A 17,263-nucleotide genomic window follows, 5' to 3' on the forward strand; every position below is an offset into this window, starting at 1 on the left:
AGGGTTGTGGACGGACCAGCCCAGCGTACGCCAGCGGTTCACCGGGCCGGACGTCAGGCCGTGCGGGCGGGATGGGCGCAGGGGGCGGGCGGGGTGCTCGGGGCCGAGAGGCGCTGCGGCTTGTGGCGCCGGGCGAACCACAGCACGATCGCGGCGTAGAGCAGGTCGGTGACGATGGCGGCGAGGGCCGACGACCAGGGCGCGTCGGCCGCGGTCTCGTCCGTCGACAGCCCGCCGACGATCGCGGCGGAGACACCGAAGGCCAGCAGGTTGTTCAGGACGTGCAGGACGATGGCCGCTTCGAGCCCGCCGGTGCGAATCGTGAGCAGACCCATCACCAGACCGTTCACCAGCAGCCCGAGGAAGCCCCACCGGGTGCCCCAGCCGTGGGCCGCGGCGAACAGTACGGCCTGCGGGATCACGGCGAGCCACGGGGAGCGCACGAACGCCCCGACCGCCTGGAGCAGCCAGCCGCGGAAGACGTACTCCTCGGCCGCGGCCTGGAGCGGGACGAGGAGGACCAGCACGGCCAGGGCCACGAGGAAGGAACGCCGGCCCACCCAGGCGGCGGACTCGTCCGAGCCGCCCGGCAGGAAGAAGGAGACGGCCGTGAGCAGGAGGATGGGCGGCAGTCCGGCCAGCAGACACCACCCGAGCCAGCCGATCCGCAGTCTCCCGGTGACCGACGTGACGGTGCCGACGGGCCGTCTCGCCGGCCACAGCGTGGCCAGCAGCACCAGGGGCAGGGCTATCGCGATGGACACGAGGTCCATCGCCGTGTTCCCGAGCGGCCCCAGGTCGGCACCGCCGTCGGGGAGTTCCGGGGCGCCGAGCGCGGTGCCGAGGCCGTAGCTGACGCCGAACAGCACGAGGACCGACACGAAGTAGGCGAGGGTCAGTAACAGGGTGCCGACCCACGCCCGCCACCAGCGGTGCCGCCCCGTGGTGCGGTCCTGGCGGTGGTAGGGCTGACCGGTGGGGTCGGGCGGAGGGGCGGTGGGGTACGGCGGAGGGGCGGTGGGGTACGGCGTCAGGGCGGCGGGATATGGGGTCGGGCCGGTGGGGTGCCGGGATGGATTTGTCATGATCAGCATCATGGCAGTGGCGGTTGCGCGGATCACAGGAGTCCCCGCGTCCCGTGGCCTCGTGTCAGGCCGTGTACGCGCCCACCAGGAGCCCGAGCAACGCCCCCGTGATCAGGAACGGGCCGAACGGGATGGCGGTCTTGCGGTCGGCCCGGCGGGTGATGACGAGGGCCGCGCCGTACAGCGCGCCCAGGAGGAAACCGGCGAAGGTGCCGAGCATGACCGTCGGCCAGCCGTACCAGCCGAGGGCGGCGCCCGCGCCGAGGGCGAGCTTGACGTCGCCGAACCCCATGCCCGCGGGGTTGATGAGGAACAGGACGAAATAGCCGCCGCCCAGGGCGAGGGAACCGAGCAGGGCGGTGGTCCACTGGCCCGCGTGTTCGGGGACGAGGGCGGTGAGGCCCAGCAGGACCAGGGCGGCCGCGGCGAAGGGCAGCGTGAGCGGGTCGGGCAGGCGCCGTACGCGGAAGTCGACGACCGTGAGCAGGACGCCGGCCGGGGCGAGCAGCAGCCAGACCCCGAGCTCGGGACGGGTGCCGGTCGCGGCGGCGAGGACGGCGCAGACCAGGGCGGTGGCGATAGCGAGCGGCGTCGTACGCGGTCCGTACCCGGACTCCGCACACTCACGGCACGCAGCGCGCCCCAGCCAGCCCCCGAGGGCGTGCCCGCCCGGGCACTCCCCCCGCCAGGCCTCCCCCGAGGGCACCGAGAACCGGTAGGCCGCCCGCGGCAGCAGTGCTCCCGCCGCCGCACCCCACAGCGCGGCGGCGAGGACGAGCAGCCCGGTGCTCATCCCACCGCGGCGATCGCGTCACGCCACGTCGGCAGCAGCTCGTCGAGCAGTGCCTCGGTGCGCGGCGGCAGCCCCCGGGCGCCGCTGCGGCCGATGAGGTCGGTGGCGAGGGCGGTCAGCCGGTCCGTGTCGCCGGTGGCGTGGGTGGCGCGCAGCAGCTCGTGCCACAGCCGCTCGTCGGCCGGGGCGGTGCGCAGGGCCGCGTCGAGCGCCTCGATGGCCTTCTCCGCACGGTCCTTCTCCATGTGGAACGCGCACAGCGCGAGCCCCGTGTCCGCGACGAGGAGCGGCAGTTGGGCGTCGACGATCTCGTGGGAGAGCCACTGGTAACGCCCCTCGGGCCGGTCGGCGAGCAGCGGCCCGCGCACCAGCACCAGCGCGTCGGTGAGCAGTCGCCCGCGCACGGCCCGGCTGCCGACGCCCCGGCCCTGCGTGGCCTCGTGGTACAGGGACCGCAGTACGTCCAGGTCGGAGACGACCGTCTTGGCGAGCGTGAGCCGGCCGGAGCCGTCGGTGGCCAGGCGCGGGGTGCCGTCGGGGTCGGTGCCGAGCCAGTCGTGCAGCCGGTCGAGCAGCGCGCCGCGCACGTCGTCGGTGACGCCGCGCGGCCACAGCGCGGAGGACAGCACGCGCGGGTGCACGCCCTCGCGGTGCAGGAGCAGCAGGGCGAGGGCCTCGTGCAGCAGCGCGCTGCGCTCCCCGTCCGGGTCGTCCAGGCCGATGATCTCGTACGGCCCGACCAGCCGGGCGTACACGGCCGGACGCCCCTGCTCGCTGATGTCGACGAGGAAGGGCGGAGCGGTCGCGGGACCGTCGCTCTCGCGCTCGGGGTCGGCCTCGACGAACAGCTCGACCACGGCCCGCTGCTGGGCGGCCGGCAGCAGCTGCGCGTCGAGTTCGAGCCCGAGGAGCGGCGCGAGCAGCTTGCCCTGGCCGGTGATCTCCATCTCCCAGGCGGCGCCCGGCAGATCGCCGGTCTCGGTGCCGACGAGGTAGCCGATGCCCAGGCGGCCGGCGTCGGCGGCGAGTTCGGCGAGCTTGACGGCGTCCTCCGCGGACGGCTGCGCGGCCAGCAGGACCAGGTGCGGAGCCCAACGGGTGTGCTGCGCGGGCCCGGTGCGGCCCGTGAGGACGGAGTCGTGCCCGGCGGCACCGAGCGCCCCCCGCCGCTGCCGCGTCTCGGCCTCCATGGTCTCGACGAGCGCCTCGACGTCCTCCAGGTGCCGGATGCGGTTCGGGGCGAGCGGGGTGAGGTCCTCGCCGAAGCCGACGAGCGTGATGGTCATGCGGTCGGACCAGCCGTTGGTCGCCAACTCGGCTGCGACGGAGGCGAACACGGCGGCCCGGTCGGCCTCCCGGCCGCTCAGCGAGACGATGCCGGGCACGGCCTCCAGGTTGAGCAGCAGCCGCGAGTCGTCCATCGTGCCGAGGCTGACCAGGCCGGGGTAGGGCGCGGCCGTGTCCACGTCCTCGTAGCGCTCGGCGTCGGTGCGGGAGAGCATCCAGAAGGTCTGGTCCTGACCCTGCTGCCAGGGGGCCGGGGGCTTCCCGGCGGGCTGGGCGAGCTGGAGGTGCAGGTCGCCGTTGCTGAGCCAGGCCGCGTACACGACCGGCAGCGCGCGCGACTCCTCGGCGAGGGCGGCCGCGAGCCCGCGCAGGCTCCGGTCGAGCAGCCGTACGCCCTCGGGGTCGGCGCCGACGAGCAGCGCGTCCTGGACGTCCTGCGCGTCACCGGTCGGCGTGGGCGGCTCCATGCCGCGCCGCCCGCCGACGGACCCGAACGCCGACTGCCACAGCGCCTGCCGGCGCCGCCGTCCCAGGGCGCCGAGGAGGCCGGCGGCGAGGAGGGGCGCGGCGAGGAGGGCTTCGGGCAGCCCGAAGGAGCTGTCGGACTCGGCGCCGACTGCGGTGACCTGCTGGTGCCCGGTGTCGTGGGCGGGCCGCTGCTGTTCGGGGACGGACACCTGGGTGGCGCCGCCGCCTCGGGCGTGGCCGCTGCCTCCCTGGGCGCCTGCGCCCTGCGCGTGGTCGCCGGTCCGGGCGTAGTCGCTGATCTGCTGCTGTACGTCGGGCGACACGTTGGGCGCCTCGTCGGGCAGCTCGACGAGGTCGCCGCCGCGGGCGTCGCCCGGCATCTCCATGATCCAGCCGGGCCGGATGAGACTGGCCTCGGAGAGCTTGGACCCGTCCGGCTGCACGCGGTCCTTGTTGAGCTCGAAGATCTCCTTGTAACGACGCCCGTCACCGAGGTGCCGTTGGGCTATCTCCCACAGGGAGTCGTGGTGACGCCCCTCGGGCGGCTGGATCCGGTAGAACTTCGTGTCGCCCTGCTGGGCGGTGCTGCCGCCGGCGTCGGCGTGGGCGGCGGCGTGCGAGGCCTGTTCGGCGAGCGCGGCCGCGGCGCCGGAGGCCTGCTCCTGCTGCTGGGCGAAGAGGCCCGGGGTGGCCTGGGCGGCCGCGACGGTCGGCTTCTGGTTGGCGTCGTAGCTGTTCCCGAGCTGCGACAGCCCGGGCGTGAAGCTGGCGGCGGTGGCGCCGACGAGGAGCAGCGCGGCGACGAGCTGCCGCGCGAGCAACTGGCTCGGCCCGGCGCCGGGCACCCGCCCCGGCACGCCGACACCCGACAGCGCGGCCTTCATCTCCACGAGCACGCACGCCGTGAACTGCGCCCACGCCAGCCACACGATGACGGTGAGGATGTTCAGGAAGGTGTGAACGGTGATCTCTTGCTGGAGCCAGTCGAGACTCGGCACGCCGTCCGGCAGCGGCCACCCGATCTGCGTGGCCAGCGCGCCCGGCACGCCGACGAGCAGTACGGCCAGGGCGACGAAGGCCAAGAACGCCTTGACGAAGTCCCCGAACGACCGCCGCCGGATCCGCACGGGCTGCGGGGTCCGGTTCCGCGGGGCGGCCGTGTTCCCCGTACTTCCCGACGTACTTCCCGTCGAGCTTGACGAGCTTGAGGTGCGGCGTCGCGGCATGGCGGGTGTCCTGGGGTCGTGTGTGGAGTGGGGTGAGGCCGAGCTGTGGGTGAGGGGTGTGCTGAGCCTACAGAGATCTTATGGACTCCTACGGAGGGCGTCGAAGGGCGGATCGCAGGATCCCCACCGAAGTCCGATTTGCCCCTGACGTCACGGGAGTTCACTCCGGGACCGGGCAACCGGGCACGTCATCTTCGCATGTGCCACGCAGGGCTTTCACTATCCCCACGCAATCAACCACTGCTTATCAAGGCCCCTTCACCCTCCCCTGATAGCTTCGTTCTCTACCGCACACGCGGAACGACGATCGAAACAACGGGGGAGATCCGCCAGTGGCTCGCCGCGCTCTGAAGACGACAGCCGCCGCGCTCACTGCGGCAGCGGCCCTGCTGCTCACCGCCTGCGGCGGGGGCGGCAACGACGCGTCGGACGACATCGAGGGAGCGGACAAGGGGGCCGGCAGTCCTTCCGCTTCGGCCTCCGGCCCGGCGTCGACCGATGTTGAGCGGCCTGACGTGAGTGTTCCGAAGGACCTGGATCTGGTCTTCGACTTCGAGAAGCCATCGGACCAGAACAGCGCGGCAGCCCTTGAGGACGCCACGAATTACATCCGCGCGCTGAACCACGGCATCACGAAACAGGACCCGAACGATCCCGCCTTCCAGTTCTATTCGTCAGGCCAGGCGGCCCAGTACGCCCACTCGCAGATCAAGGAGTACGTGGACGGCGGCTGGACGCTGACGGGCAGGGACCGGTACTACGACGCCGCAATCAACCCTGGCGACGAGTCCGAGAAGGTCAAGACCGTCAGCGTCACCTTCTGTGAGGACCAGTCCAAGGTCTTCGGCAAGGAAGTCAAGAGCGAGAAGGTCCACCGCACGAAGGAAAGCCTGGCCAGCTACCAGAAGTTCACCCTCCTCATGACGTCTGTGAAGGACAACCCGGTGTGGCGAGCCCAGCGCGTCACCGTCGAGGGGAAGGCAGCGGAATGCCGTGGGTGACCGCGTCCCGGCGGACGAAGCTGGTCGTGGGGCTGGCGGCTGGTTGCGTCCTGTGGACCGCCGGTACGGCTCACGCCGACAAACCGGTCGGCGGCGAAGCGGCACCGCCTCCGCAAGGCGGAAGCGACGGCAAGGGAGGTCTGTCTGCCTCGGTCTCCAACATCCAAGTCACGTACCCGAGTGGTGGAGACGGCGGCGGCAAGGAAGGCAACCTCGGCACGGTAGATCCCAACTGGAAGCCGCCGGCCTGCTGGTACGAGCCGGCCTTCAGCCCGGCGCAGTTGAAGAAGTTCGTGGACTCGGACGGCGGCGGCGATGTCGGAATCCACGAGTCGTGGTTCGGCAAAGGCCTGTGGACCGACCACTACCGGGACGGCAAACCGGCCGACAACTTCGATCTGAAGGCCGCGACGAACAGCTCCGCCGAGGGCTACAAGGACTACAACCTCGGCAAGGACGGCTACTTCTGGCGCGGCGTCGCCCCTGACCCCGACGCCTCGGAGTCGTGGGACTGCGGCCGCATCATGTTCTGGGTCGACGCCGGAGAGGTCCCGGACGATCCGAACGCGCCCACCCCGAAGACCCTCGCCGAGTACGCCTACAACAAGGTCAAGGTCCCGGAGACCGAGGTCGAGCTGAAACCGGAGGCCAAGTCGACGGTCAACCTGCCCACCTGGGTCTGGCTCGACAAGGGCACCTTCAAGGACGTCACGGTCCGCGCCGCACTGCCGAACACGGGCCTGTGGGCGGAGACCACCGCCAAGCCGGTCGCCCTCCACCTCGACCCGGGCACCGAGGACGCCGAGGTCTTCCCCGCCTCCGGCGACTGCGCGATCAACGACGACGGCTCCATCGGCACCCCCTACACCAAGGGCGCCGCCGACAAGGCCCCGCCGTGCGGCATCCGCTACCTCCGCGCCACCGACGGCACCCCGTACCAGCTCTCGGCCGGCGTCACCTGGAAGATCACCTGGGAAGGCTCCGACGGCACACGCGGCGACCTGCCCGACGGCACCTTCGAGACCACCCAGGACATGAACGTCCAGGAGATCCAGTCGATCAACCGCTGAGCGAACTCAGCGGCGCGTGACGGCGAAGGAAGGGCATGATCGAGGAACCCCGGCGTCACCGGGTCGAGTTCGCGAGCGGCACCGCCGCCTCCGTGGAGAAGCGGCGCTCCTTCCGCGACCTCGAACGCAACGACATCGAGCGGGACCTGCCCGGCTGGCCGGCCCGACCGCCCTTCAAAGTCCGAGGGTTCCTCGGCAGGCTCGGCCGTTACACGCTGACCGTCGTCACCCGCCTCCTGCTGCTGCCCCTCTACATCCTCGCCGACGCCCTCGGCAGCCCCGTCTCGCCTGAGAAGCGGGGGAAGCTGGAGGATCGTGCGAACGAGGTCGACGACTTCCCCGTCATGTGGGCGGGCGAAGGCGAGACGGCCCGTACGCTGCCGTGGCAGCTCGACCCCTCCCGGCGGTCCTGGCGCACGATGACCGAGATCGAAGTGGCGGAGCCGGACGGGCTGGTGCGCATCTGGTCGTACGAGGACACGGCGCGGGGCAGCCGGCACCTTTCCTGGGGTGGTGGCGAGAAGGCCCCGTCATCTGAGGCCATCCTGTGGTCGGTGCCGCGAAGCGAGATCACCGGCGCGGAGATCAAGCGGTTCAGCATGGACGAGTCCGACTTCAAGGTCTCGTTCCGGGACGGCTCGTGGGTAAGGCTGACGAGCTCGCCGCACGGTGCCCGGGGGATGGTCGCTCTGCTGGGTCGAGCAGGTCGGAGTCGTCCAGGATGAGTTCCTCTCCAGTTGCTCTCCTCCGACTCCTTCTCACGCCGGCCTCGTGATGTGCGATAACTTCGACACGCGCTGTCAAGCAGAGGTTGCAGCTGTTACGGGGGAAACACGTGTCGAACAGGGCGACGGACTGGCACATACTCGACCTGGACGGCGACCCGACCCCGGGCGACCCGCAGCGAATCCGCAAACTCGCGGGTACCCTGCACGACTTCGCCGATGATGTCGCCGATGCCCTGCGCGACCTGAAGGGCATCGCCAAGGAGGACGAGATCCTCTCCTGGGCGGGCAGGACGGCGGATGTGTTCGCGGAGGAGTTCGCGGACGCACCCAAGAAGCTGCGGAAGCTGAAGAAGTCGTACGACCTGGCCGGCGATGCCCTCGCCTCCTTCTGGCCGGACCTGGAGACCGCACAGGACAAGGCCGACAAGGCCCTGCGGGACGGCCGGAAGGCACGCGCCGAACTCACCACCGCGCAGACCGCCCTGTCCGGTGCCAACGACTGGGTCCGGACGGCGACCGAGAAGACCGACTCGTACGACCCGTCGAAGAACGGCGGCAAGGACGTCCCGAAGCCGGACGAGTCCGAGGTCCGCCGCGCCACCCGTAACGCGCAGCACGCCAAGGCCCGGCAGGACGCGGCCGAGCAGGACGTGCAGGCCGCCCAGAGCGCCCTCGACGCGGCCAAGAAGCTCGCCGGCCAGGCACGGCGGCTGCGCGAGGAGGCGGCCCGCCGGACCGTCACAAAACTGCAGGAGGCTTCCGACGCCGGCATTCCCAACCGCCACTGGTGGGAGGAGATCGGCGACTGGGTCACCGACAACTGGGACGAGATCGTCACGGTCTGCAAGTGGGTCGTGACCGTCGTCGGCATCATCGTGATGATCATTGGCGGCCCGCTCGGCTGGCTCGTCTTCGCCGCGGCCCTCGTCGTACTCGCCGACACGATGAGAAAGGTCGCCAAAGGCCAAGCGGGCTGGGGTGATCTCCTATGGGCGGCCCTGGACTGCATACCCGCTGCAAAGGGCTTCACCAGCCTCGCCAAGCTCGGAAAGCTCTGGAAGGCGGGAGGCCTCAAGGCCCTGGGTGCCGGTTTCCTTGGCGGTATTGGCGGCGGCTTGAAGAATATCGGGAACAGCGTTCGTGCGCTGCGGGACGTGCGTTTCCTGACGTTCAGCATGATGGGAAAGAGCCGATGGTGGAAAGCAGAATCGCCTCATGTGAGTCCCCCTACCAGGGCAGCGGACGATGCCCTGCCCTCGGACATCCCCATCTACCACAGGGAAGGTGCGACTGCCATTGGGTACGACCCGGCCACCCTCAGGAACTTCGATGTCGCGGAACGGCTTCCCGGCTACCAGGACGTGATTATTCACGGAACGAGAGACGGACGCATGCTCGCCGGCGAGGCGAACAGGGCGGGGCTGCGGGCAGGTGGTCACACCGTTAACCCGAACCATGTCCTTGATACAATCAACCGAATACCAGGCTACAACGGCGAATCCATCAGGATGCTCACCTGCCATTCCGGAGCTGCTCAGCCGCAAGTAATCCAGGAGATGGCAAACTCCCTGGGGGTCCCCGTCAAGGCTCCTACCAACGCAGTCGGTGTGCCCAGCTTCGGCGAGGGCCCCTTCACACCACACATCAGGGACGGCGGAGTGTGGCTCACCTTCCTTCCCATGGCCTGAAGTCGGCGGCACGACAAGGAGTTTCGATGATCCGCCCCGTAGGATTCTTCTCCGAACTGTCTCCCGGCTGGGGACTGGCCGAGACCGGCTCGATCAAAGATGCCGTCAGGCCCTCAGGCGAGCCGGACGAGACCAGCATTCTCGAGTACCTCAGAAGCGGCACGGGAATCTGGAGTGAAATGAGTGCGGGACCAGACATCCTGGACCCTGAAGCGCCCGCCCTGACAGGCATCGGATCGCTCTTCACTGACGGCACTTGGATTTGGCGCGAGGATCTCCCCCACTACGTCGCGAAGTATCACGTGGCGCTTCCTGGCGAATTCATCCAACACATCAGGGCCTTGGAGTACAAAGCGCCGTCGGTACCAGAATCCAGGCTGGTCGATATCGCTACCCAGGACCTCGGGATCGACATGTGACAGATACTCAGAACAGAAAAGATCGGTTGAATTGATGCCCAGTTTCTCATTGGCGGTTCCGGAATCCTGGTGGGAGTTCGACATCCGCCCGGAAGGCCGGGAGGCCACCATCCGCGCTCTCGTCGACGAGCGGGTGCGGGAGACGCCCGAGCTGGCGCCCTATCGCGCCGACGTGACCACCATGCTCCGCAAGATGGCCAAGGACGCGCACGAGTCCGGTGCGCTGTACATGGGTTGCATGGCCGAGAACTTCGACGGCATCCCCCTCTCCGCGACCATGACCGTCTCCGTCCTCGGAGCGAGGAACAAGCAGGGTGTCGCACTGTCCACAGACCCCCGCGCCATCGCCGACACCCTGCGCTCCATCACGCCCCGCCGCGAGGGCGACGCCTGGCGCAAGGTGACGACTGCCGAGATTCCGGAAGTGGGGCCGGCCGCGCGCACGTACGGCGTGGAGGACCTGCCCGTCGCCGAGGGCGACGCCCGAACCCTGCGGATGGTGCTGACGCAGACGTACGTCCCCCTGCCGGGAGCCACCGACCAGGTCGTTCTCATCTCAGGGGCCAGTCCCGTCCTGGACCTGGCCGACGCCTTCCATGACATCTTCGACGCTGTGACGAGTACCTTCCGCTTCGTCTGACCGTCCGACCTGCTGGGGGAATCAACATGGCCAAGGGCAAGAGCGACCTCGCGCTCCCGCTGACCGAGCTGGAGAGCTACGGGCGCCGGCTGCGGTCCATCAAGACGCGTCTGAATCACACCAAGAAGCTCTTCGAGTCGTACAAGGACGACATCGGCGACGGCAGCGTCAACGACGCGCTCGACGATTTCGAGTCCAACTGGGAGGACGGGCGCGAGGACATCACGCAGCAACTGGATGCGTTGGCGAGTATGTCCGATGCCGTCGTGCGCGAGTTCAAGAAGCTGGACGACGAACTCGCCAAGAAGGTCAACGACGCCATGAAGACCGAGGACAAGCGGGGCGGTAAGGGCAGTAAGGGAGACGGCGGCGGAAAGTAGCCCCCCTCTCCGAGAGACGGACGCGAAAAAAGGCCCCGGGGTGCAAGCCCCGGGGCCCTCTTCATGCGATCGTCAGTGAGCAACGGCCGCGTTGAGGTGCAGGTCCGCCGCGATGCCCTGCGGCGAGACGGCAAGGCCCACGCCGCCGCCGACGCCGGCGGTGAGGCCGGCGGCCGTGGTCTCGACGTAGAGACCGGCTGCGGCGCCGGCACCCGCGGCAGCACCGCCCGCCTGGCCGCCGGCGATGGTGTCCAGCTCGGCGTCGGACATGGGGGCGGTCTGGATCTGCGGGGTGAAGGCCATGGAAGGCGGTTCCCTTCGTTCAATAATGCGAAGTGCTCGGGCGCGACTGATCAAAGCACGCCGGAAGAAGGGGCGGCCAGTCAATGCCCAGTCCGTGGATATGGACGGGAGTGGTTTTCCGGGCGCGCATTCACGGGTGTGACCATCTGGTCACCCGGGACCTCGCCGTCTTCACATTCCTGCCACGTCGCGGTACGGAAATGCGTTCCGCGGGGCGGGAAACGAGCCGGCCTCGGTTTCTGTCCCACTCCGCCACGACCTCACGGTGAACGGTGTGCAGATTCGCCGAATGTTCCGGATCGGCTCAGCCGACCTCGTTCTGCGCGACCGCCTGCCCGTGGACCACCACGTCACCGCCGTAGAACATCCCCGTGAAGACCGGGGAGTACGTGAGCTGCACCTCGACCTCGACCTGCTCGGCGTTCGCCGCCACGCAGTGGGTCGCGCCGATGTCCGCGCCCGTCATGTCCATCTCGCGGGCGAAGGCCTTCACACGGGCGTTGCAGTTCTCGAAGTTGATCGGCGCGGGGCCGCCCTCGTTCTCGTAGAGGGCGTCGCGGTCGATGTCCTGGGCGGCGTAACGGGCCGCCTGTTCGGCGATGTCGGCGGCGCGCTCCCGCTTGGAGATGGACAGACCGCCGTCGATGACGAACGCGGAGAGGGAGAGGAAGACGAGGGTGAAGATGATGACCGCTCCCGCGCCGGAGCCACGGTCGTCCAGATGTGCGCCACGGGCCGTCCACCAGGACGGCCAGGAGGGCCGGAGGTGTCTCACGCCGACCTCCGGAACGGGTCGAGGGGGGAGCTGAAGCTCGACGACAGCGTCGTCGGGACGTCGAGGCCGAGCATGGCGAGGCCCCGCACCTGGCAGCTCACCTCGACGGTGAAGATGGTGTCCGGTTCGAAGCCCTGGCTGGTCTGCGTGACGGACACCGGGCCCGAGCAGACGTCCGCGAGGTTCGCCTCCGCCGCCTTCTTCGCCTCGGCCATGGCCGTCGCGTGGTCCTTCTGGATCGAGCCCGCGCGGGCCGCGTCCCGGGCCGCGCCGTCGAGCGCCCCGCGGCCGTCCACCAGCTGGCCGAAGGCCACCAGGACCAGGATGAACAGGATCATCACCGGCGCGAGGATCACGACCTCGACGGTGGACAGGCCACGGTCGTCCGCGGGCCGGCGGCCCGTGAGGAGGGAAGGGAAGGACATTCAGTTGCCCTCTTCCTGTACGAACCGCTCGACCGGCCCCACCGACTGCGCGTGCACCGTCAGGTCCAGTCCGGGAAACACCGTCGGGACCCTCGCCGCGATCTCCACGCCCACCGTGTTCTGCTCCGGCTGCACCATCGTCACGTCCGGGGACAGGACGAGCTGGGGGCCGAGCTGGCGGATGTAGCTGTCCACCACGTCCCGTGCCTCGCCCCGCCACGCACCCGGCTGTTCGTCGGCCGTGGCGCGGGCCTTGCGGGCTCCGGCCTGGGCCGCCGCCTGGGCGACGTGGTCCGCGAAGAAGTACAGGGCGAACTGCACCGTCGCGAAGATCATGAAGAACAGGACCGGGGTGAGCAGCACGAACTCGATCGCGGTCATGCCTGAGTCGCCGCGGGCGGCCGCACGTTCCCGTGCAACCCGCACCCAGCGGCGTGCCCGTCTGCCCACCTCTGCCGGCATCCCGTGAACCCCGTTGCTCCTGATGCTTTTGACGCTCCCGAGGGCGATCAGCAGGTCTTGCCCGCGTCCGCGCCCTTGATGCAGTCGCCGACCTTGTTGGCGCCCTCACTCAGCGCGGCGTTGATGATGGCGGCCACGACACCGACGATCGCCACGACGACCGCGGAGATGATGACCCACTCGACCGCGGAGGCACCGCGGTCCAGTTCGCCGGAGCGGGCCCGCTCGGTGCGGGCCTGGAGGAAGGTGACGAGGAAGTCCACCGCGGGGATGCCGGTGTGGAAGGTGCGTCCGTTCATGACGTCTTGTCCTTTCGAAATCAGGTCACGGAGTTCTGGAGTTGTGAAGGTCGCTCACTGCGAGCTCACCGCAAGGCTCATGCACGGCTCACTGCACCTGGAACACCCGCATCGCCGCCGGAAAGATCAGGAACACCAGGAACCCGGCGCACAGCAGCAGCTGCGCCACGAGCATCGACTGGGACTTCTCGCCCGCGCTGCCCTCGATCTCGGCGAGTTCGCGGTGCCGCATGGTCTCGGCGCGGGAGGCGAGGGACTCGCGGACCTTGGCGCCGTCGTCCGCCACCAGGGCCAGGGAGGCGGAGAGATCCTTGAGCTCCTCCACGCCGATCTCCTCGCCGAGCGCGCCGAGCGCCTGCCACTGGCTGACGCCGGTGATGCGGGCGTCGGACAGGGCGTTGCGGATGCGCTGGTTGGCCCAGCCGTCGGAGACCTCGGCAGCCGCCATCAGGGCCTCGGGCAGGCCGCGTCCGCCGGCGAGGCTCATCGACACCAGGTCGAGGTACGCGCCGATCACGCGCCGCAGGTCGCGCCGCTTCTCGGCGGCGTCCCGCCGTACCTCCAGGTCGGGCAGGAAGAAGAAGACGACCGCGAAGAGCAGGGCCAGCCAGACCGGGATGATCGGGCTCCGGCCGACGCCCAGCGTGTAGACGATGGCGAACAGGAACGGGCCGAAGAACAGGCCGGCCACGCCCAGCAGCACCTTCGTCGCCAGGAACTTCTCCCAGCTGCGGTCCAGCACCGCCAGGTCCGCACGCAGCGAGCGCTGCTCCCAGCCCTGCTGGAGGTAGAACTCCGAGACGCGCAGGCCCACTTCGGCCCGCAGCGCGCCCAGACGGCCCTTCTCCCGCTCGACGCGGGCCGACTCGTAGGCCGAGCCCCGGGCGCGCATCGCGTCGATCCGCGCCACCTGGGAGATCGCGCTGCGCTTGCTGGGCATGAGGGCGCGCACGAGGGCATAGATGCCCAGGCCGATGACGGCGCCGACGACGAGCGGCATCGTGAGGTCCATCAGCGTGCCCCTTCTTCCTGCGGCAGCCGCTGCTGGGACTGCGCTCCGGACGGCGTCCTCGGGCGGACGAACTGGACGGAGGCCTCGTCACGGACCAGGAAGCGCTCGGGCGTCTCGATGGTGGACAGCTTGCGCAGCCACCAGAAGCCGAGCGCGAACAGGCCGCAGACACAGGCCAGGACGAGCTGGCCGACGGCCGTTCCGTACGGCTCCACGAAGTCGCGGTTGAAGATCGACAGGCCGAGGACGAAGGCGATGGAGACCGCGACGACGATCTGCACCGACCTGCGGGTCGAGGCGCGCTGGGCCATGACCCGCTGACGCATGTCGACCTCCTCACGGGCCGACTTGGCCAGGGCGCCGAGGACTTGGCGCAGACCCGGGCCGCGCAGCCGGGCGTTGAGGATGAGGGCCGCGACGATGATGTCGGCGGAGGCGTCGTCGATCTCGTCGGCGAGCTGCTGGAGCGCCTCGGGCAGCGGGGTGCGGGCGCGCAGCCGGTCGACGAGGGCGTCGAGGTGGGGGCGCAGGACAGGGGCCGCGGCGCGGGCGGAGGCCGGGATGGCCTGCTCCAGGCCCACGGCGCCGGCGATGGTGTCGCGCAGGGACTCCGTCCAGGAGGCGAGCGCCTCCACGCGGCGCATGGCCGCCCGCTCCTCACTGGCGCCGCCGAACAGCCGGTCCCAGAAGAAGACGAGGACGCCGGCCGCGATGCCCGCGACGGCCCAGCGGGTGAGGACGAGGACGACCAGGCCGACGATGGCGGCGAGCGAGCCGCGCTGTCCGGCGAAGCGGAGCAGTTCACTCGCCCGCTCGGCGGCCTTCTGCTTCTCGTGGTCGGGCTTGGCGGGCAGCCCGCGGACGGCGATGAGGAGGAGGGCGAGGCCGCCGCCGACGGCGACGCCGCTCCCTATCGAGTACAGGACGGTGGTGGAGAACAGGCCGCCCATGGAGCCGAGCGAGCCGATTGCCGCGAGGTTCGTGGTCATCCCCGGCTCACCCCCAGGTCCCGGACGGCTGGTAGCCGTGTGCCATCAGTTCCTCCAGGCAGGCTATGGGGGCGTGCGGCACGATCCGGCCGTCGGGGGCCTCCGCGAACACCTCGCTGGACAGCACCCGTCCGTCGACGCCGTTGACCTCGCGGACGGAGGTCACCATGCGCTGGAGGCGGCCGCCGTTGCCGAAGTTGTTGCGCCGCTGGATGAAGACGACGAAGTTGACCGCGCCCGCGATCAGCATCTGGCTGGCCTCGATGGGCAGCCGCTCCGTCGCCTGGAGCGCGTAGGTGGAGATGCGGTTGAAGACCTCGTGCGAGCTGTTGGCGTGGATCGTGGACAGCGAGCCGTCGTTGCCCTGCGACATCGCGTTGAGCATGGTGACGATCTCGTCGCCGAGGACCTCACCGACGATGACGCGGGAGGGGTTCATACGCAGCGAGCGTCGCACCAGTTCCGCCATCGAAATGGTGCCCTGGCCCTCGGAGTTGGGCAGGCGCTCCTCGAAGGCGACGACGTTGGGGTGCAGGTCGGGGAAGGTGTCGAGGCCGAGCTCCAGGGCCCGTTCGACGGTGATGAGGCGCTCGCCCGGCGGAATCTCGTTGGCGAGGGCCCGCAGGAGCGTGGTCTTGCCGGCGTTGGTGGCGCCCGCGATCATGATGTTCTTGCGGGCGCGGACCGCGCAGGCCAGGAAGTGGGCGACCTCGGGCGACAGGGTGCCGTTGCCGACGAGGTCGGAGATGAACACCTTGCCCATGCGCGCGCGGCGGATGGACAGGGCGGGCCGCCGGGTGACGTCCATGACGGCCGACAGTCGCGAACCGTCGGGCAGGCGCAGGTCGAGCTGCGGGTTGGCGGAGTCGAAGGGACGCGAGGACAGACCGGAGTACGCGCCGAGCACCTGGATGAGCTCGATGAGCTCCTCGTCGGTCTCGGCGACGGGGTCGCCCTGCACCTCACGGCCGTCGGCGTAGCCGATGAACACCTGGTCGCAGCCGTTGATGTCGATGTTCTCGACGTCCGGGTTGTCCAGCAGCGGCTGGAGCCGGCCGACGCCGAACAGCGCGGCGTGCACGGCGGCCGCGTACTGCTCCTCGGTCTCGGCGTCCAGCGGCGTACGGCCCGCGTTGATCTCGGCGCGGGCGTACTCCTCCAGGATCTGGGCTATGACGGCCCGGGCGTACTGCCGTTCGTCCTCCGTGGACATCGGAGTGACGCCCGCGGCCTGGTCCTGCCGGCGCTGCTCGGCGATGCGGTCGCCGGCGTCCTGGCGGAACCGCTTGACCAACTGGTGGTCGACAGCGGTCATGCGCCGGCCCCCGCGTGGCCCTGCATCCGGCCCGGAGCGTGCGGGGCGTGGTGGGCCTGCGGTGCCTGGTTGGCCTGGGCGGAGGCGGCCCAGGCGGCGCCGTACTGCTGGTAGAGGTCGGCGGCGACCTTGCGGGCCGAGCGGATCAGCAGCGACTTGTCGAGACGGCCGCGCTTGCGGCCGGCCAGCTGGTCGGCGCCGGCCGGGTCGTCGGCGATGGTGCCGACCACACGGGCGCCGGTCTGGGCGTGCACGAGCATGTCGTTGACCTGCGAGGCGAGCTTGCCGGCCGTGCCGGTGTCGGCGATCAGGACGACGCCGATCATCGGGGTGCCGAGGCTCGCGGCGCCACGCGACCCGCCGTGCAGCTTGCCGGCGAGGGCGGCGGCCCGGTCACGGACGCGAGCAAGGGCCTCCGGCTCGGTGCGCGAGATGAGCAGCACGAGCGCGGCGTGCGGGAACAGGTCGACGGCCGGGGTGTCGCCGCTGATGCGTCCGCAGTCGGCGATGACGTCGGCCGCGGCGTGCGGGGAGTCGGCCAGGGAGTTGAAGGCGTGCCCGAGGGTCGGCCACAACCCCGCGAGCCCGGCGGCCTGTTCGGCGATCCCGAGCCCGACGAGGACCTCGAGACCGCCGCTCAGCGGCTGGACGTGGTCCCAGAGCTGGTCGGGCACGAGGCCGCGGCGCGCGGTGGCGGCGATGGAGAGCATGCCGGTGTTGGGGTTGAGCGGCCCGCCGTGCGCGGCGGCACTGCGGTAGACGAGGTCACCGCCCGCCGGGTCCGCCTCGGCGAGCAGGACACGCCGCGGCCAGACCGCCGCGAGGGCGACGGCCGCGGTGGTGACGCCGGGGGAACCCTTGTCGGCGGCGAGAGCGATGAGCGCCATGGGTCGAGTGC

19 protein-coding genes are annotated in these 17,263 nt (G+C 70.2%); 7 read left to right on the forward strand and 12 right to left on the reverse strand.

Annotated elements, in window-relative coordinates:
• Positions 1 to 53 precede the first annotated feature (53 nt).
• The 3 genes from GTY56_RS17370 to GTY56_RS17380 all read right to left on the reverse strand — a co-directional run bounded on the left by GTY56_RS17370 (position 54) and on the right by GTY56_RS17380 (position 4,859).
• The gene (locus tag GTY56_RS17370; RefSeq protein ID WP_161366288.1) at positions 54 to 1,085 is read right to left on the reverse strand and encodes a CPBP family intramembrane glutamic endopeptidase; all 1,032 of its coding nucleotides are present in this window, start codon (positions 1,083 to 1,085) and stop codon (positions 54 to 56) included.
• A gap of 64 nt (positions 1,086 to 1,149) precedes the next feature.
• Positions 1,150 to 1,878 (reverse strand): prepilin peptidase, encoded by a 729-nt coding sequence (locus GTY56_RS17375; protein WP_161366289.1) that lies wholly within the window; start codon positions 1,876 to 1,878, stop codon positions 1,150 to 1,152.
• Positions 1,875 to 4,859, reverse strand: coding sequence for a BTAD domain-containing putative transcriptional regulator (locus GTY56_RS17380; protein WP_161366290.1), 2,985 nt, complete (start codon positions 4,857 to 4,859; stop codon positions 1,875 to 1,877). The genes GTY56_RS17375 and GTY56_RS17380 overlap by 4 nt, the downstream gene beginning before the upstream one ends.
• A 332-nt stretch (positions 4,860 to 5,191) precedes the next feature.
• On the opposite strand from GTY56_RS17380, the gene GTY56_RS17385 reads away from it, so the two are divergent.
• From GTY56_RS17385 to GTY56_RS17415, 7 genes are all read left to right on the forward strand, one after another.
• Positions 5,192 to 5,860, forward strand: coding sequence for a hypothetical protein (locus GTY56_RS17385; RefSeq protein ID WP_161366291.1), 669 nt, complete (start codon positions 5,192 to 5,194; stop codon positions 5,858 to 5,860).
• Entirely contained in the window at positions 5,848 to 6,930 is a 1,083-nt protein-coding gene (locus GTY56_RS17390) for a hypothetical protein (protein WP_161366292.1), read from the forward strand. Before GTY56_RS17385 ends, GTY56_RS17390 begins: the two co-directional genes overlap by 13 nt.
• A 35-nt stretch (positions 6,931 to 6,965) precedes the next feature.
• Entirely contained in the window at positions 6,966 to 7,655 is a 690-nt protein-coding gene (locus tag GTY56_RS17395; protein ID WP_161366293.1) for a hypothetical protein, read from the forward strand.
• A gap of 110 nt (positions 7,656 to 7,765) precedes the next feature.
• Entirely contained in the window at positions 7,766 to 9,346 is a 1,581-nt protein-coding gene (locus GTY56_RS17400; RefSeq protein WP_161366294.1) for a DUF8616 domain-containing protein, read from the forward strand.
• A 26-nt stretch (positions 9,347 to 9,372) separates the two neighbouring features.
• A complete protein-coding gene (locus GTY56_RS40600) occupies positions 9,373 to 9,765 on the forward strand; it encodes a hypothetical protein (RefSeq protein WP_237524898.1) in 393 nt (130 codons plus the stop codon).
• 34 nt (positions 9,766 to 9,799) lie between these two features.
• Positions 9,800 to 10,405 (forward strand): hypothetical protein, encoded by a 606-nt coding sequence (locus GTY56_RS17410; protein ID WP_161366295.1) that lies wholly within the window; start codon positions 9,800 to 9,802, stop codon positions 10,403 to 10,405.
• A 26-nt stretch (positions 10,406 to 10,431) separates the two neighbouring features.
• A complete protein-coding gene (locus tag GTY56_RS17415; RefSeq protein ID WP_161366296.1) occupies positions 10,432 to 10,785 on the forward strand; it encodes a hypothetical protein in 354 nt (117 codons plus the stop codon).
• A gap of 72 nt (positions 10,786 to 10,857) precedes the next feature.
• Here the strand turns inward: GTY56_RS17415 and GTY56_RS17420 are convergent, their stop codons facing one another.
• The 9 genes from GTY56_RS17420 to GTY56_RS17460 all read right to left on the reverse strand — a co-directional run bounded on the left by GTY56_RS17420 (position 10,858) and on the right by GTY56_RS17460 (position 17,252).
• Positions 10,858 to 11,088: a hypothetical protein gene (locus tag GTY56_RS17420; protein WP_161366297.1), complete on the reverse strand. Its 231-nt coding sequence runs from the start codon at positions 11,086 to 11,088 to the stop codon at positions 10,858 to 10,860.
• Positions 11,089 to 11,392: 304 nt separating this feature from the next.
• Entirely contained in the window at positions 11,393 to 11,863 is a 471-nt protein-coding gene (locus GTY56_RS17425) for a pilus assembly protein TadG-related protein (protein ID WP_161366298.1), read from the reverse strand.
• A complete protein-coding gene (locus GTY56_RS17430) occupies positions 11,860 to 12,288 on the reverse strand; it encodes a TadE/TadG family type IV pilus assembly protein (RefSeq protein WP_161366299.1) in 429 nt (142 codons plus the stop codon). Before GTY56_RS17430 ends, GTY56_RS17425 begins: the two co-directional genes overlap by 4 nt.
• Positions 12,289 to 12,750 (reverse strand): TadE family protein, encoded by a 462-nt coding sequence (locus GTY56_RS17435; protein ID WP_161366300.1) that lies wholly within the window; start codon positions 12,748 to 12,750, stop codon positions 12,289 to 12,291.
• 47 nt (positions 12,751 to 12,797) lie between these two features.
• Positions 12,798 to 13,049 (reverse strand): hypothetical protein, encoded by a 252-nt coding sequence (locus GTY56_RS17440; RefSeq protein WP_031107180.1) that lies wholly within the window; start codon positions 13,047 to 13,049, stop codon positions 12,798 to 12,800.
• 88 nt (positions 13,050 to 13,137) lie between these two features.
• A complete protein-coding gene (locus tag GTY56_RS17445; protein WP_161366301.1) occupies positions 13,138 to 14,061 on the reverse strand; it encodes a type II secretion system F family protein in 924 nt (307 codons plus the stop codon).
• A complete protein-coding gene (locus GTY56_RS17450) occupies positions 14,061 to 15,011 on the reverse strand; it encodes a type II secretion system F family protein (protein WP_161366326.1) in 951 nt (316 codons plus the stop codon). The genes GTY56_RS17445 and GTY56_RS17450 overlap by 1 nt, the downstream gene beginning before the upstream one ends.
• A gap of 46 nt (positions 15,012 to 15,057) precedes the next feature.
• Positions 15,058 to 16,365: a TadA family conjugal transfer-associated ATPase gene (locus GTY56_RS17455; RefSeq protein WP_033309077.1), complete on the reverse strand. Its 1,308-nt coding sequence runs from the start codon at positions 16,363 to 16,365 to the stop codon at positions 15,058 to 15,060.
• The gene (locus GTY56_RS17460) at positions 16,362 to 17,252 is read right to left on the reverse strand and encodes a hypothetical protein (RefSeq protein ID WP_161366302.1); all 891 of its coding nucleotides are present in this window, start codon (positions 17,250 to 17,252) and stop codon (positions 16,362 to 16,364) included. Before GTY56_RS17460 ends, GTY56_RS17455 begins: the two co-directional genes overlap by 4 nt.
• Positions 17,253 to 17,263: the final 11 nt, after the last annotated feature.

This window comes from Streptomyces sp. SID5643 (assembly GCF_009872555.1).
In the GTDB taxonomy this organism is placed as follows: domain Bacteria; phylum Actinomycetota; class Actinomycetes; order Streptomycetales; family Streptomycetaceae; genus Streptomyces; species Streptomyces iakyrus.